This window comes from Lentimicrobium sp. S6, assembly GCF_013166635.1.
Taxonomy (GTDB): Bacteria; Bacteroidota; Bacteroidia; order Bacteroidales; family UBA12170; genus UBA12170.
This window is the reverse complement of record NZ_JABKBZ010000007.1, coordinates 41,018-56,734: the sequence shown is the minus strand read 5'-3', so window position 1 is coordinate 56,734 and position 15,717 is coordinate 41,018. Positions and strand designations below refer to the sequence as shown.

At 35.7% G+C, this 15,717-nt stretch carries 13 protein-coding genes and 5 tRNA genes; 16 read left to right on the top strand and 2 right to left on the bottom strand.

The window, feature by feature from the left end:
• Nucleotides 1-8 precede the first annotated feature (8 nt).
• The 16 genes from HNS40_RS04525 (at nt 9) to HNS40_RS04450 (ending at nt 13,897) form a co-directional block, all read left to right on the top strand.
• Entirely contained in the window at nt 9-305 is a 297-nt protein-coding gene (locus HNS40_RS04525) for an HPF/RaiA family ribosome-associated protein (protein WP_172278119.1), read from the top strand.
• Between the two features lie 141 nt (nt 306-446).
• Nucleotides 447-519 (top strand) — tRNA-Thr (locus HNS40_RS04520).
• Nucleotides 520-532: 13 nt separating this feature from the next.
• A tRNA-Tyr gene (locus HNS40_RS04515) sits at nt 533-614 on the top strand.
• 90 nt (nt 615-704) lie between these two features.
• A tRNA-Gly gene (locus HNS40_RS04510) sits at nt 705-777 on the top strand.
• Between the two features lie 23 nt (nt 778-800).
• A tRNA-Thr gene (locus HNS40_RS04505) sits at nt 801-872 on the top strand.
• Nucleotides 873-926: 54 nt separating this feature from the next.
• The gene (gene tuf / locus HNS40_RS04500; RefSeq protein ID WP_172278117.1) at nt 927-2,111 is read left to right on the top strand and encodes an elongation factor Tu; all 1,185 of its coding nucleotides are present in this window, start codon (nt 927-929) and stop codon (nt 2,109-2,111) included.
• Nucleotides 2,112-2,208: 97 nt separating this feature from the next.
• Nucleotides 2,209-2,281, top strand: a tRNA-Trp gene (locus HNS40_RS04495).
• Between the two features lie 26 nt (nt 2,282-2,307).
• Nucleotides 2,308-2,499, top strand: coding sequence for a preprotein translocase subunit SecE (gene secE, locus HNS40_RS04490; RefSeq protein ID WP_172278115.1), 192 nt, complete (start codon nt 2,308-2,310; stop codon nt 2,497-2,499).
• A gap of 62 nt (nt 2,500-2,561) precedes the next feature.
• Complete coding sequence (gene nusG / locus HNS40_RS04485) at nt 2,562-3,110, top strand: transcription termination/antitermination protein NusG (protein ID WP_172278113.1); 549 nt, start codon at nt 2,562-2,564, stop codon at nt 3,108-3,110.
• Nucleotides 3,111-3,143: 33 nt separating this feature from the next.
• Nucleotides 3,144-3,581 (top strand): 50S ribosomal protein L11, encoded by a 438-nt coding sequence (rplK, locus tag HNS40_RS04480; RefSeq protein WP_172278111.1) that lies wholly within the window; start codon nt 3,144-3,146, stop codon nt 3,579-3,581.
• A 34-nt stretch (nt 3,582-3,615) separates the two neighbouring features.
• The gene (gene rplA / locus HNS40_RS04475; RefSeq protein WP_172278109.1) at nt 3,616-4,311 is read left to right on the top strand and encodes a 50S ribosomal protein L1; all 696 of its coding nucleotides are present in this window, start codon (nt 3,616-3,618) and stop codon (nt 4,309-4,311) included.
• Nucleotides 4,312-4,354: 43 nt separating this feature from the next.
• Nucleotides 4,355-4,876, top strand: a complete 522-nt coding sequence (gene rplJ / locus HNS40_RS04470; RefSeq protein ID WP_172278107.1) for a 50S ribosomal protein L10 — start codon at nt 4,355-4,357, stop codon at nt 4,874-4,876.
• Between the two features lie 35 nt (nt 4,877-4,911).
• The gene (gene rplL / locus HNS40_RS04465) at nt 4,912-5,286 is read left to right on the top strand and encodes a 50S ribosomal protein L7/L12 (RefSeq protein WP_172278105.1); all 375 of its coding nucleotides are present in this window, start codon (nt 4,912-4,914) and stop codon (nt 5,284-5,286) included.
• 120 nt (nt 5,287-5,406) lie between these two features.
• Nucleotides 5,407-9,216: a DNA-directed RNA polymerase subunit beta gene (rpoB, locus tag HNS40_RS04460; protein ID WP_172278103.1), complete on the top strand. Its 3,810-nt coding sequence runs from the start codon at nt 5,407-5,409 to the stop codon at nt 9,214-9,216.
• 38 nt (nt 9,217-9,254) lie between these two features.
• A complete protein-coding gene (gene rpoC, locus HNS40_RS04455; protein WP_172278101.1) occupies nt 9,255-13,565 on the top strand; it encodes a DNA-directed RNA polymerase subunit beta' in 4,311 nt (1,436 codons plus the stop codon).
• 11 nt (nt 13,566-13,576) lie between these two features.
• The gene (locus HNS40_RS04450) at nt 13,577-13,897 is read left to right on the top strand and encodes a DUF3467 domain-containing protein (RefSeq protein ID WP_172278099.1); all 321 of its coding nucleotides are present in this window, start codon (nt 13,577-13,579) and stop codon (nt 13,895-13,897) included.
• Nucleotides 13,898-13,943: 46 nt separating this feature from the next.
• Here the strand turns inward: HNS40_RS04450 and HNS40_RS04445 are convergent, their stop codons facing one another.
• Both HNS40_RS04445 and buk read right to left on the bottom strand, forming a co-directional pair.
• Entirely contained in the window at nt 13,944-14,555 is a 612-nt protein-coding gene (locus tag HNS40_RS04445) for a hypothetical protein (RefSeq protein WP_172278097.1), read from the bottom strand.
• Nucleotides 14,556-14,566: 11 nt separating this feature from the next.
• Nucleotides 14,567-15,649, bottom strand: a complete 1,083-nt coding sequence (gene buk / locus HNS40_RS04440) for a butyrate kinase (protein WP_172278095.1) — start codon at nt 15,647-15,649, stop codon at nt 14,567-14,569.
• Between the last annotated feature and the right edge of the window lie 68 nt (nt 15,650-15,717).

Sequence of the window (15,717 nt, the reverse complement as noted above, 5' to 3'; positions counted from 1 at the left end):
GAGGTTAAATGAAAGTAGACATTCAATCCATTCATTTTGATGCAGATCAAAAATTAGAAGCACGTATCAATACTAAAGTTTCAAAGTTGAACACCTTTTACGATCCAATACTTGGTGCAAATGTCAATTTGCGTCTCGATAAGTCAGAGACTCGTGAAAATAAGGTGGCCGAACTCAAAGTTTTGGTTACAGGTAGCGAAATGTTTTCAAAACGACAAGCAATTAGTTTTGAAGAGGCATTCGATCAAGCATACGAAGCGGTTAGAAACCAGCTTGTTAAGCATAAAGAAAAAACAAGAACCTAAATTGGTGAAAAAAAGTAAAAAAAGTTTTGTTTATAACAACAGAGTTTATATTTTTGCAGTCCTTTTTAAACAAGGGCTGCTTTTTTATTGCAGCAAGTTCATTGAAAGTATGATGAATACTATATTTACAAGAGAAACGATGCCGATGTAGCTCAGTTGGTAGAGCAGCTGATTTGTAATCAGCCGGTCGGCGGTTCGAGTCCGTTCATCGGCTCTAGTAAATAGTTGGGGGGATTCCAGAGCGGTCAAATGGGGCAGACTGTAAATCTGTTGGCTAAGCCTTCGGAGGTTCGAATCCTCCTCCCCCCACAAAAAAAGTTCTTAAATAGAATGTATTGAGTAATGATGTTTTTAGTATTAAGTATAGAAACTAGACATCTTAACTTAGGAATAGCTCAAGCGGGAGTAGCTCATTTGGTAGAGCGAAAGCCTTCCAAGCTTTAGGTGGCCGGTTCGAGCCCGGTCTCCCGCTCTAAGTTCTATTTCTAGAATGCTGCCGATGTAGCTCAGGGGTAGAGCGTTTCCTTGGTAAGGAAGAGGTCATGAGTTCAATTCTCATCATCGGCTCAAGAACAAAAAAAGTAATAAATTTAATTTCATTATAATAATAATAATTTCGATATGGCTAAAGAAAAATTTGATAGGTCGAAAGAGCACGTGAACATAGGTACTATTGGTCACGTTGATCATGGTAAAACAACTTTAACTGCTGCTATTACAACTGTATTAGCCGAAAAAGGATTGTCTGAAATCGCAAGTTTTGATTCTATTGATAATGCACCTGAAGAAAAAGAAAGGGGTATTACAATTAATACTGCTCACGTTGAGTATCAAACTGCAACTCGTCACTATGCCCACGTTGACTGTCCTGGTCACGCGGATTACGTAAAGAACATGGTAACTGGTGCTGCCCAAATGGACGGTGCGATTATCGTTGTAGCTGCTACTGATGGTCCAATGCCACAAACACGTGAGCATATCCTATTAGCTCGTCAGGTAGGTGTACCTCGTCTAGTTGTTTTTATGAACAAGGTAGATATGGTAGATGATGAAGAGCTTTTGGAATTAGTAGAGATGGAAATCAGAGAATTATTAGATTTCTACAAATTCGATGGTGATAATACTCCAGTAATCCAAGGATCTGCTTTAGGTGGATTGAACTTGGAAGGCAAGTGGGTAGAAAAGATTATGGAATTAATGGATGCTTGTGATACTTGGATTCCACTTCCAGAACGTGATAAAGATAAGCCATTCCTAATGCCTGTTGAGGATGTATTCTCAATTACTGGTCGTGGTACTGTTGCTACAGGTAGAATTGAAACTGGTATCATCAATACTGGTGACCCTGTTGATATTATCGGTATGGGTGCTGAGAAATTGAAATCAGTTGTTACAGGAGTAGAAATGTTCCGTAAGATTCTTGATACTGGTATGGCTGGTGATAACGCTGGTTTATTATTAAGAGGTATTGATAAGAATGAGATCAAAAGAGGTATGGTAATCGCTGCAAAAGATACTGTAACTCCTCATGCACATTTCAAAGCTGAAGTTTATATCTTGAAGAAAGAAGAAGGTGGACGTCACACTCCATTCCATAATAAATATCGTCCTCAGTTCTATTTCAGAACAACAGATGTTACTGGTGAGATCTTCCTTCCAGAAGGTGTTGAAATGGTAATGCCTGGTGATAACTTGACTATCGAAGTGAAATTAATCGCTGAGATCGCAATGACTAAAGGTTTACGCTTCGCGATTCGTGAAGGTGGTAGAACAGTTGGTGCTGGTCAGGTTACTGAAATCATATAGGTTACGATTTCTTGAAAAAATAAATAGTGAAATTAAATTTGGTATCGAGCTAGAGGTACTGCAAAGTGCCTCTAGCATATATCAAGTTGTTTCAAACACGGGTGTAGCTCAGTTGGTAGAGCTCTGGTCTCCAAAACCAGGAGTCGTGGGTTCGAGTCCTACCACCCGTGCAAATTTTAATTAAACTTTATATAACATGGGTTTGATAAATTACGCTAAGGATTCATATAATGAATTAGTTCATAAGGTTTCCTGGCCTACTTGGAATGAACTCCAAAACAGTGCTATTGTAGTATCCATTGCTTCCCTTATTATTGCCTTTATGGTATTTTTGATGGATATTTCGTTTAGAGAACTTTTAGATGGCTTTTATGGCCTCTTTAGTTAATAATAGTATAGTTTCATTATAGTTATTTGATTTAATCTCTTGAAAACCTCTATTGATTTAGTATGAGCGAGCAAAAGAAAAAATGGTATGTAGTCAGAGCCGTTAGTGGGAAGGAAAAGAAAGTTAAGGAATATCTCGAAAGTGAGATAAGGCGACTTAAATATCAAGACAATATCTCGCAAATACTGATTCCTACCGAGAAGGTGTATCAGATTCGAAACGGTAAAAAGATCATTAAAGAAAGGAATTATTTTCCTGGATATGTGTTAATAGAAGTTTCCAATTTGGAAGGTGAAATAATGCATACCGTAAAAAATGTTCCTAATGTTATTGGTTTTCTTGGAACCAAAGGCGAGCCAGAACCTATTCGTGCTTCAGAAGTGAAGCGAATACTTGGAAAAGTTGATGAATTAGGTGAGAAAGGCGAAGAATTAAGTGTTCCATTTATTGTTGGAGAATCGGTTACAGTCATCGATGGACCTTTTAATAGTTTCACTGGAATTATTGAAGAAATCAACGAGGAAAAACGTAAACTTAAAGTGATGGTGAAGATTTTCGGAAGAAAGACTCCATTGGAACTAGGGTTTATGCAAGTAAGTAAAGAGTCATAAATCATTTCTTATTAATCCTTTTAAATATTAAAAATGGCTAAAGAAGTTAGTGGATTAATTAAGTTGCAAATCAAAGGAGGAGCTGCAAATCCATCACCACCAGTAGGACCTGCATTAGGTGCTAAGGGAGTGAATATTATGGAATTTTGTAAGCAATTTAATGCGCGTACACAGGAACAAGCAGGAAAAACAATTCCTGTTATTATTACAGTGTATAAGGATAAGTCTTTTGACTTTATCTTGAAAACGCCTCCTGTTGCTGTACAGATCATGGAAGCTGCAAAACTTAAAAAAGGTTCACCAGAACCTAATAGAGTTAAAGTGGCTACAATTACTTGGGAACAAGTAAGAGGAATTGCTGAAGGAAAAATGGTTGACATGAATGCCTTCACAGTTGAATCATGTATGAGTATGGTAGCTGGTACGGCCCGTAGTATGGGTGTTAAAATTAAAGGTGAAAGACCTTTCTAGAGTATTTGTATACTTAATGTAAAAATTAAATTAAATGGGTAAAATCACAAAAAACAGAAAAGAAGCTTTAGCAAAGTATGATGCTACTAAAGTCTATTCTTTGAGTGAAGCTGCAGAAGTTGTAAAGAAAATTACAATGACTAAATTTGATGCTTCAGTTGATCTTGACATTCGTTTGGGAGTAGACCCACGTAAAGCCAATCAAATGGTACGTGGATCTGTAACACTTCCTCATGGAACAGGTAAAGAGCTCAAAGTGTTAGTACTTTGTACACCAGATAAAGAAGAAGAAGCTAAAGCAGCCGGAGCTGATTATGTTGGTCTTGACGAGTATGTCGCTAAGATTAAAAGCGGTTGGACGGATATTGATGTCGTGATCACCATGCCTAGTGTAATGCCAAAAGTTGGTGCACTTGGTAGAATTCTTGGACCTAGAGGCTTAATGCCTAATCCAAAAACAGGTACAGTTACCATGGAAATTGGTAAAGCTGTAACTGCTGCTAAAGCAGGTAAAATTGATTTTAAAGTTGACAAGTTTGGTATCATCCATTCTGGTGTTGCTAGGGTATCGTTCACTCCTGAACAGATTCTGGAAAATGCTAGAGAATTGATTACTCTTGTTCTTAAAATGAAACCTGCTGCAGCTAAAGGTACTTATGTAAAAAGTATCTTTATAAGCAGTACTATGAGTCCTGGAATTCAGGTTGATCTGAAGTCAGTTACCCAATAGCAATATATAACGTAATTTTCGGCAATCTATAAACGATTATAGTATGAGGAAAGAAAATAAAAATCAATTAATCGCATCTTTAAAGGCAACAATAGATGAGTACGCTCATTTGTATGTTACTGATATCGCAGGTTTAAATGCCGAAGATACTAGTAAACTACGTAGAGAGTCTTTTAAGAAAGAGGTTAAGTTGGTTGTAGCTAAGAACACCTTGCTTAAACTAGCTATGGATGAGTCTGACAAGAACTTCGATGATATATACGAAGTACTTAAAGGCAATTCATCAATTATGTTTTCAAATGTTGGTAATGCACCTGCTAAACTTATTAAAGGTTTTAGAAAAAAAGGTAGTATTCCAATGTTAAAAGGTGCTTATGTTGAAGAGTCAGTGTATATCGGTGATGATCAACTCGATGTATTAGCAAACATCAAATCAAAAGAGGAACTTATTGGTGATATCGTTATGTTACTACAGTCTCCTGCTAAAAATGTGATTTCTGCACTTCAAAGTGGTGGAAATACTATTGCAGGCTTAGTAAAGACATTATCAGAGCGTCCTGAATAATTTTTTATATTAGAAACAATTTAAATTTAAATAAAATGGCAGATATTAAAGCATTTGCAGAACAGTTAGTAAACTTAACTGTTAAAGAAGTAAACGAATTAGCAGAAGTCCTTAAAGAAGAATATGGTATTGAGCCTGCAGCAGCTGCAGTAGCAATGGCAGGTCCTGCAGCTGGTGGAGACGAAGCAGCTGAGGAACAAACTTCTTTTGACGTAATTTTAAAAGCAGCTGGTGCATCTAAATTAGCTGTTGTTAAACTAGTTAAAGAATTAACTAGCTTAGGACTTAAAGAAGCTAAAGGATTAGTTGATAGCGCACCTGCTCCATTAAAAGAAGGTGTTACTAAAGACGAAGCTGAAGCATTGAAAACTTCTTTAGAAGAAGCTGGAGCTGAGGTAGAAATTAAGTAATTATTACATATTACTAATACTATGAAAATAGGCAAAGCAGAGTAATTCTGCTTGTCTATTTTTCGTCGTATATTCAAGAGTCTTTTTCGTCAATATCATAATCATTAAAAATTTTAAGCGTTGGCAACTTATCAAACAGACCGAATAAAATTTGCATCATCAAAAATTCAGCTGGATTACCCTGACTTTCTTGATATTCAACTTAAATCTTTTCAGGAGTATTTCCAACTGGAAACAAATCCTGAAAATAGAATTAATGAAGGATTGTTCAAAGTATTTAGCGAGAATTTTCCTATAACAGATGCAAGAAATAACTTTGTATTAGAATTTATCGACTATTTTGTTGATCCTCCAAGATACTCTATGGATGAGTGTGTATATCGAGGCTTAACTTATAGCGTACCTCTAAAAGCAAAGTTGAAATTATATTGTACAGATCCTGAACATGAGGATTTTGAAACTATCATACAAGATGTTTATTTAGGGATGATTCCTTATATGACTCCCAAAGGTACTTTTATTGTTAATGGCGCTGAACGAGTAATTGTATCACAGTTGCATCGTTCTCCTGGTGTTTTCTTTGGACAAAGTCGTCATGCCAACGGAACCCAATTATATTCTGCTCGAATCATTCCTTTTAAGGGATCTTGGATGGAATTCTCTACTGATATCAATGGTGTTCTTTATGCCTATATCGATAGAAAGAAAAAATTACCTGTAACGACATTGCTTAGAGCAATTGGTTATGAAAGTGATAAAGATATTTTAGAAATATTTGATTTAGCTCAAGAAATAAAAGTTTCTAAAACTGGACTGAAAAGAGTTGTCGGAAATAGACTTGCCGCTCATGTTGTTCGTAAATGGATAGAAGATTTCGTTGATGAAGATACTGGAGAAGTTGTTTCTATTGAAAGAACGGACGTTATTATTGAGCGTGAAACCATCATTGAAAAAGAGCATATTGAAGCGATTTTAGATTCTGGAATTAAAACTATTTTTATTCATAAGGATTCTGAAGCTAGTAAGGATTATGCTATTATTTTTAATACTTTACAAAAAGATTCTGCCAACAGTGAGAAAGAAGCTGTTGAATATATATATCGTCAGTTAAGAAACGCTGAGCCACCAGATGAAGAAACTGCTCGTGGTATCATCGATAAATTATTCTTTTCTGATAGTCGTTATGATTTAGGTGAAGTGGGTCGTTATAGAATTAATACTAAACTTCAACTAAGTACTAGTTTAGACACTAGAGTATTAACGAAAGAAGACATTATTCATATCATCAAGTATTTAATTAAACTGGTTAATTCAAAAACTGATGTTGATGATATTGATCACTTAAGTAATCGTAGAGTTAGAACAGTTGGAGAACAACTATATCAGCAATTTGGTGTTGGTTTAGCTCGTATGGCTCGTACTATCCGTGAAAGAATGAATGTTCGTGATAACGAAGTATTTACTCCAACAGAATTGATTAATGCTAAAACATTATCGTCTGTTATTAACTCCTTCTTTGGAACGAATCAATTGTCTCAGTTTATGGATCAAACAAATCCACTTTCTGAGTTAACACACAAGAGAAGAATTTCTGCTCTAGGTCCAGGTGGACTGTCTAGAGAAAGAGCTGGTTTTGAGGTGCGTGATGTCCACTATACTCACTATGGTCGTTTATGTACTATTGAAACTCCTGAGGGTCCAAACATTGGTTTGATATCTTCACTATGTGTTTATGCGAAAATTGATAAACTAGGTTTTATAGAAACACCTTATTATAAAGTAGAAAAAGGTGTTGTTAAGAAATTTGAAGATCCTATATATCTAAGTGCAGAGCAAGAAGAAAACAAGATTATTGCTCAAGCTACTACTTTAATGAGTGATGATGGAGTTATCGAAAGAGATAAAGTTAAAGCTCGTTCACTTGCGGATTATCCTATTATTCCGAAAGAAGAAGTAGACCTTATCGATACTGCTCCTAACCAAATAGCATCTATAGCTGCTTCTTTGATTCCATTCTTGGAGCATGATGATGCTAACCGTGCTTTAATGGGTTCAAACATGATGCGTCAAGCAGTGCCTTTATTGAATTCTGAGGCTCCAATTGTTGGAACAGGAATTGAAGGTAATGTAGCTCGTGATTCTCGTGTGCTTATAAATGCAGAAGGCGAGGGTGTTGTAGAATATGTGGATGCTAAAGAAATTGTTATTCGTTATTCTCGTGACGAAAGAGCTCGATTGGTAAGTTTTGATGATGATATCAAGAAATATAGTTTACCAAAATTCATGCGCACCAACCAGAATACTAGTGTAAATCTTCGCCCTATCGTTAAACGTGGAGACAAAGTTGTTAAAGGTCAAGTATTATGTGAAGGCTATGCGACTCAAAATGGTGAATTAGCTCTTGGTAGAAACTTGAAAGTGGCTTTCATGCCTTGGAAAGGTTATAACTTTGAGGATGCTATTGTTATCTCTGAAAAAGTTGTTAAAGAAGACATTTTTACTTCTGTTCACGTTGAAGAATTTACTCTAGAAGTAAGAGATACAAAACGTGGAGTGGAAGAGTTAACTAATGATATTCCTAATATTAGTGCTGAAGCGACTAAGGATTTGGATGAAAATGGTATCATTAGAATTGGTGCTGATATTACTGCGGGTGATATTTTGATTGGAAAGATTACACCAAAAGGTGAAAGTGATCCAACACCAGAAGAGAAATTATTACGTGCTATCTTTGGTGATAAAGCTGGTGATGTAAAGGATGCTTCATTAAAAGCACCTCCATCGATGATTGGTGTTGTTATTAATAAAATGTTGTTCTCAAGAAAGATAAGAGATCGTAGATCAAAATCTAAAGAAAAAGATCTAATTGATACATTAGAGGAAACTTTCCAAAAGGAAGTAGCTGAATTAAAGAATAAACTAGTCGACAAGTTGATCGTTTTAGTTAGTGGTAAGACAAGTCAAGGTGTTTATGATAATTATAATGAGCCTATCATTCCTAAGAAATCTAAATTCTCTCAGAAATTATTAATGAGTATCGATTATCTAAATGTAAATCCTATTGGATGGACTACAGATTCCGAGAAGAATGACATGATTAAAGAAGTCATTAATAATTTCACCTTGAAATATAAGCAAGCTTTAGCTGAAGTGAACAGAAATAAAATGATGACTACTATTGGTGATGAATTACCAAGTGGTATTGTTCAAATGGCAAAAGTTTATGTGGCTAAGAAAAGAAAATTAAAAGTTGGTGATAAAATGGCGGGCCGTCACGGTAACAAAGGTATTGTTGCTAAGATTGTTCGTGAAGAAGATATGCCATTCTTAAAAGATGGTTCTCCTGTAGATATCGTATTGAATCCACTAGGAGTACCTTCAAGAATGAACTTGGGACAGATTTACGAAACTGTTCTTGGGTGGGCTGGTAAAGAGCTTGGCTTACGATTCTCAACCCCAATTTTTGATGGTGCTTCTCTTGATCAAATAAATGATTATATGCGTCAAGCTAATCTTCCTATGAATGGTGCGGTGCATCTTTATGATGGTGGAACAGGGGAACGCTTCGATCAAATGGCAACTGTTGGATATATCTATATGTTGAAACTTCACCACATGGTGGATGACAAGATGCACGCTCGTTCTATTGGACCTTACTCATTAATTACGCAGCAACCTCTTGGAGGTAAAGCCCAGTTTGGTGGTCAGCGTTTTGGTGAGATGGAAGTTTGGGCTGTTGAAGCATTTGGTGCTGCCAACGTTCTTCAAGAAATTCTTACCATTAAGTCTGATGATGTTATTGGCCGTGCTAAAGCTTATGAAGCTATAGTTAAGGGTGATAATATGCCAAAGCCTGGTATTCCTGAATCGTTTAATGTTTTAGTACATGAACTTAAAGGTTTAGGATTGAGTGTTAATTTTGATAAGTAAGGAGTTATAATAACTCAGATTTATAATACATTGTAAATATGGCTTTTAGAAAAGAAAATTATCTTACACAGGGAAGTTTTAATTCCATAACCATTAGTCTAGCTTCTCCAGAACAAATTCTGGAGCAGTCTAGTGGAGAGGTTTTGAAACCTGAAACTATAAATTACAGAACTTATAAACCAGAACGTGATGGTTTGTTTTGTGAGCGTATTTTTGGGCCTGTAAAAGATTATGAGTGTCATTGTGGGAAATATAAAAGAATTAGATACAAAGGAATCGTTTGTGATCGTTGTGGTGTTGAAGTTACTGAAAAGAAAGTTCGACGCGAGAGAATGGGTCATATTCAGTTAGTTGTTCCTGTTTCGCATATCTGGTTTTTCCGTTCCTTGCCAAATAAAATTGGAGCCCTTTTAGGTCTTCAATCTAAAAAATTAGATACTATTATATATTATGAACGCTATGTGGTGATTAACCCTGGTATTGCTCGTAATGTTGACGGTACGGATTTAAATAAAATGGATTTCTTAACGGAAGAAGAATATTTCGATATTCTAGAGACTATTCCAATGGAAAACCAATCTCTAGATGATAGTAATCCTGATAAGTTCGTTGCAAAGATGGGAGCTGATGCCATTTATGACATCCTTTCAAATCTTGATCTCGATAAGGTATCATTTGAACTAAGACATAAGGCAAATACTGAAACTTCACAGCAACGTAAACAAGATGCACTAAAACGTCTGCAAGTTTTTGAAGCTTTTCGTGAAGCACAATCAAGAATTGAAAATCGTCCTGAGTGGATGATTGTTAAAGTGGTTCCTGTAATTCCACCAGAATTGCGTCCCTTGGTTCCTCTTGATGGTGGCCGTTTTGCTACTTCTGATTTAAATGATTTATATCGTCGTGTTATCATTAGAAATAATCGATTAAAAAGATTGATAGAAATCAAAGCTCCTGATGTAATTATGCGTAATGAAAAACGTATGTTACAAGAAGCTGTGGATTCATTATATGATAATTCAAGAAAAGCGAATTCAGTTAAAACAGATAGTAATCGCGCACTCAAATCTCTAAGTGATAGTTTGAAAGGTAAGCAAGGTCGTTTCCGTCAGAACTTACTTGGTAAACGTGTGGATTATTCTGGACGTTCTGTAATTGTTGTTGGTCCTGAATTGAAATTGAATGAGTGTGGTTTGCCTAAGGGTATGGCCTCCGAGCTCTTCAAACCTTTCATTATACGTAAATTACTGGAGAGAGGTATAGTAAAGACTGTAAAATCGGCTAAGAAAATAGTGGATAGAAAAGATCCTGTTGTTTGGGATATCCTTGAAAATATTTTAAAAGGACATCCTGTTATGCTAAACCGTGCTCCTACACTGCACAGGTTGGGTATTCAGGCTTTCCAACCTAAACTAATTGAAGGAAAAGCGATACAGCTTCACCCATTAGTTTGTACTGCTTTTAATGCGGATTTTGATGGTGACCAGATGGCTGTTCACGTTCCACTTGGAAATGCTGCTATTTTGGAAGCCCAAACTTTGATGTTAGCTTCTCATAATATTTTGAACCCTGCTAACGGTGCACCTATTACGGTACCTTCTCAGGATATGGTATTGGGTCTGTATTATATGACCAAGCCAAGAAAATCTACTGAGGAATTAGTTGTTAAAGGAGAAGGCTATACTTTCTATTCTCCTGAAGAAGTAATTATCGCTTATAATGAGAAAAGTGTTGATCTTCATGCCATAATTAAGGTTAAAGTTTATGATATGGTTGATGGTGAAGAAGTAAATCACCTTATTGAAACGACTGTGGGAAGAGTACTTTTCAACCAAGTTGTTCCTAGAGGCTTTGCTTATATCAACCAATTGTTAACTAAGAAATCTTTAAGAGATATTATTGGTGATATGATTAAAGTATTTGGTACTGCTAAAACAACCAAATTCCTTGATGATATTAAATCCATTGGTTATAATATGGCTTTCAAAGGCGGATTGTCATTTAACCTCGGTGATGTAATCATCCCTGAGATTAAAGAGCAGTTAGTTATTGATGCCAATCAAGAAGTAAATGAAGTAATGAATAACTATAATATGGGTTTCATTACTAATACGGAAAGATATAATCAGATTATTGATATTTGGACCCATGCCAATTCTCATTTAACTCATACATTAATGACTGAGTTAATTAAGGATAAGCAAGGATTTAATTCAGTTTATATGATGCTTGACTCTGGAGCTAGGGGGTCTAAAGAACAAATTCGTCAGTTAAGTGGTATGAGGGGATTGATGGCTAAGCCACAAAAGTCTGGTGCTTCTGGAGGAGAGATTATTGAGAATCCTATTCTTTCTAACTTTAAAGAAGGTCTATCAGTATTAGAGTACTTTATTTCAACTCACGGTGCTCGTAAAGGTTTGGCCGATACTGCGCTTAAAACTGCTGATGCTGGTTATCTTACACGTCGTTTAGTCGATGTTGCACAAGATGTTATTATTTCTGAACCTGATTGTGGTACATTAAGAGGTCTTTCAGTTACAGCTTTAAAGAAAGGTGAAGAAACTGTAGAAACCATTTATGAAAGAATTCTTGGTAGAACAACAGTTTATGAAGTTTATCATCCTGTAACAAAAGAGTTAATCGTTGCTGGTGGAGATCATATAACTGAGGAGATAGCTAAAGAAATCGAAACTGCTGGAATCGAATCAGTAGAGATTCGTTCGGTATTAACTTGTGAATCTAAAAAAGGTGTTTGTGCTAAATGTTATGGACGTAACCTTGCAAGTGGAAGAATGGTTCAAAAAGGAGAGGCTGTTGGTGTTATTGCAGCTCAGTCTATTGGTGAACCAGGAACCCAGTTGACATTGAGAACTTTCCACGTTGGGGGTACTGCTTCTAATATTGCTACTGCTTCAAAGATCATGTCTAAGTTCGATGGAGAATTAGTTATCGATGAACTAAGAACTATTGAATATGTAGATTCTGAAGGAGAAAAGTATAATGTGGTTATTGGACGTTCTGCAGAAATGAAAATTGTAGATAAGAAAACCAATGTTGCACTAGCTTCTTCCAATATTCCTTATGGTTCGAAACTTTATAAAAAGCCTGGAGATACTTTAAAGAAAGAAGATGTCATCTGTGAGTGGGATCCTTATAATGCGGTTATCATATCTGAAGTTAAAGGTAAGGTCGCATTTGAGAATATTATTCAAGGTATCACATTTAGAGTAGAATCTGATGAGCAAACTGGATTCCAAGATAAAGTAGTTATTGAGACTAAGAAAAAAGGTATCAACCCTAATATCAGAATATTAAATTCTGCTGGGGAAGTTGTTAAAATATATGATATTCCAGTTGGTTCTCATATTATTGTAAACGAGAAGGACAGTATCAAAGCAGGAGAAATTTTAGTGAAGATTCCTCGTGCAGTTGGTAAGTCTGGTGATATTACTGGTGGTCTGCCAAGAGTAACTGAGTTATTCGAAGCACGTAACCCATCTGATCCTGCTAAGGTTGCTGAAATTGACGGTGTTGTTAGCTTTGGTAAGAAATTGAAGCGTGGTAATAGAGAGGTAATTATTACAAGTAAAACTAATGAGCAAAAGAAATATTTGATTGCAACATCAAAACAAATTTTGGCTCAAGAAAATGACTTCGTAAAATCAGGTACTCCATTATCAGAAGGTGCTATGACTCCTGCCGATATTTTAGCAATTAAAGGACCTATGAAGGTTCAAGAATATATTGTGAATGAGATTCAGGAAGTATATCGACTTCAGGGGGTAAAGATCAATGATAAGCATTTTGAGGTGATTGTTCGCCAGATGATGCGTAAAGTTGAGATTATGGACCAAGGAGATACTAAGTTTTTAGAAGGAGAATTGGCGAATCGTATTGACTTCTTGGAAGAAAATGATTTCATTTTCGGACAGAAAGTAGTTGAAGATCCAGGTGATAGTACTGAAGTAGTTGCAGGACAGATTATAACTGCCAGAAAGCTGAGAGAAGATAATTCGATGTTGCGTCGTAAAGATTTAGCATTAATTACTTCTAGAGATGCTAAGCCAGCTACAGGGCGTCAGGTATTGCAAGGGATTACTCGTGCTTCTCTTCAAACTAAGAGTTTCATTTCTGCCGCTTCTTTCCAGGAAACAACCAAAGTATTGACCAATGCTGCTATTAATGCTAAGCGTGATCACTTACTAGGATTGAAAGAAAACGTTATCGTTGGACATTTAATTCCTGCAGGAACTGGATTAAGAGAATATGAAAACTTAATTGTTGGTTCTAGTGAAGAGTACCAAGCTTTATTAATGAGTCGCGAAGAAAGTTTAGGTCATAACGATTAAAAAATAGAATTATGTCAGATAATAATTTAAAGCAAAATAAACTCAATATTGAGTTAAGCGATGAAGTAGCAGAAGGCCAATATTCAAATATGGCAGTTATCACTCACTCTCATGCTGAATTTATTATTGACTTTGTAAAGATGATGCCAGGTGTTCCTAAGGGAAAGGTTAAGTCTAGGATTATTTTAACACCAGAACATGCCAAACGTTTGTATAAAGCATTGGCAGATAATTTAAGAAAGTTCGAAGCTATGCACGGACCTATTAAAGAATCGAAAGGTGGGGATCCGGGGATGCAATTCTCTATGGGAGGGCCTACAGCAGAAGCTTAAAAAGAAAAAGCCGTTTCAATTTTTGAAACGGCTTTTTTTATTTTGACTAGTCCTCGAAGAATTGACCTCCTTTTTCTTTAAAGGCTAGCCAATCTATATGATCTAGAATTAATTCCTCTGTATAATCTTTGATATGAATTAGTTTTATTTTTTCCTTCACTTCATGAGATTCTTTTCTTTTGATGTTCTTAATGATTGGTATTTTATTCCAAAAATTATGGATTTGATCATTTAACCTTATTCTTTTTGATCTGACTTCCTTGTATTCTAATAAGAGATGACCTCTTTCTTTAGCAATACTGATAAAAAAGGATCTCGTATTCTTATAATGCTGAGATTTTAGAGGCGCCATGATACCAGCAAATTCTTTATTGATAATTCGTCTACTACTGTGAAATTTATAGAGTAAATTATCAAGTTTACTCGTTTTAGGTTTCCCAAATATCTGGCCAAAGGGCATCCTACTGTTTTTGGGTAAGCTATTAACTCTATCGATGATAGATTCAATATGACCAATAATCTTCAAATAGTCATCCTCTAGCTCAATTCGATTCTGTTTAACGTTATCTTTCTTGACTACGATTTTATCTTTCCTTTGAAGCTTTTTATCTTCTTTCTTACTGATTACTTGTTCAGCCTCCTCTAACCAATGAGCCATAATGCGATTTCTTATTTATATTCGTTAATGTCAATTTCTCCTTTTAAGGCTAAATAGGAATTCATAGCAAGTGCGTCTAAGTCGTTTACGCTAGGAAATAATGCTATAGGAGCAACTGACTTTATTTTTTCACTTAAATATTCTGTGAAAAGAGGATAGTTGAAAATGCTGCCACTTAATAAGATAGCGTCTACATTGAAATCGAGAGCTGCAGCCATACTGCCAATGTGCTTGGCTACATTATATGCCATGGCTTCCATATAGAATTTAGCTTTTTCGTCACCATTGGCAATTCTTTCAAATATTTCATGAATATTACTTGTGCCTAGATGAGCATGAATGCCGCCCTCTTTTGTAATCATATTCATGATTTCTTCTTTAGTGTATTTTCCGCTAAAGCAAGTGTCTACTAGTTTACCAGTTGGTAAAGTACCTGTTCTATGAAGAGAAAATGGGCCAGCGCCATCAAATGCTTGATTCACATCAACAACTTTCCCACCTTTGTGCGCTCCAATTGAAGTTCCACCACCACCTATATGTGCAATAATCATTCGCATGTCATAATAACATTTATTATTGCTCTTGGCAAATTTTCTTGCTATGTATTTATGATTCAAAGCATGGAAAATAGATTTTCGTTCAAATTCTGGATGGCCGGTTACTCTGGCAATATCATCAAGTTCATCGACGACTACTGGATCTGCTAAAAATGCACGAGCATTTGGTAGTTCTTTAGAAATATTATCTGCAATAATTCCACCCATATTGGTTTCGTGCATTCCTTGATAACCAGTTAATAAATGTTCCTTCATTAAATCGTTTATCTCATATACTCCAGCAACTTTTAAAGGTTTTATTAATCCTCCTCTGGCCACAACAACTTCTATGGCCTCATAGTTGACATCATTTGACTTTAGTTCAGAAAGTATAGCTTGCGTTCTAAAATCAACCTGATCCATTACTTGGTTAAACTTATCAAGATCCTCCGCTTTATGCTTTATTGTTTTTAGGAAGATTACATTTATATTTCGGTAAACGGCAATTTTTGTTTGGTGTACTTGTGGGTAAATCACCAATATTTCTTTTGATATCATGTGTGTCGTTTTTTAAGGTGTTCAATAAGCGAAGATAAAAATATTTTCAGTGAAAAATATCTATATTT

What these genes read in the sequence shown, in the direction of transcription:
- buk (WP_172278095.1), bottom strand. Translation starts at nt 15,649, where the DNA reads ATGATATCAAAAGAAATATTGGTGATTTACCCACAAGTACACCAAACA.
- rplK (WP_172278111.1), top strand. Translation starts at nt 3,144, where the DNA reads ATGGCTAAAGAAGTTAGTGGATTAATTAAGTTGCAAATCAAAGGAGGA.
- nusG (WP_172278113.1), top strand. Translation starts at nt 2,562, where the DNA reads ATGAGCGAGCAAAAGAAAAAATGGTATGTAGTCAGAGCCGTTAGTGGG.
- rpoC (WP_172278101.1), top strand. Translation starts at nt 9,255, where the DNA reads ATGGCTTTTAGAAAAGAAAATTATCTTACACAGGGAAGTTTTAATTCC.
- HNS40_RS04525 (WP_172278119.1), top strand. Translation starts at nt 9, where the DNA reads ATGAAAGTAGACATTCAATCCATTCATTTTGATGCAGATCAAAAATTA.
- HNS40_RS04445 (WP_172278097.1), bottom strand. Translation starts at nt 14,555, where the DNA reads ATGGCTCATTGGTTAGAGGAGGCTGAACAAGTAATCAGTAAGAAAGAA.
- rplL (WP_172278105.1), top strand. Translation starts at nt 4,912, where the DNA reads ATGGCAGATATTAAAGCATTTGCAGAACAGTTAGTAAACTTAACTGTT.
- tuf (WP_172278117.1), top strand. Translation starts at nt 927, where the DNA reads ATGGCTAAAGAAAAATTTGATAGGTCGAAAGAGCACGTGAACATAGGT.
- HNS40_RS04450 (WP_172278099.1), top strand. Translation starts at nt 13,577, where the DNA reads ATGTCAGATAATAATTTAAAGCAAAATAAACTCAATATTGAGTTAAGC.
- rplJ (WP_172278107.1), top strand. Translation starts at nt 4,355, where the DNA reads ATGAGGAAAGAAAATAAAAATCAATTAATCGCATCTTTAAAGGCAACA.
- secE (WP_172278115.1), top strand. Translation starts at nt 2,308, where the DNA reads ATGGGTTTGATAAATTACGCTAAGGATTCATATAATGAATTAGTTCAT.
- rplA (WP_172278109.1), top strand. Translation starts at nt 3,616, where the DNA reads ATGGGTAAAATCACAAAAAACAGAAAAGAAGCTTTAGCAAAGTATGAT.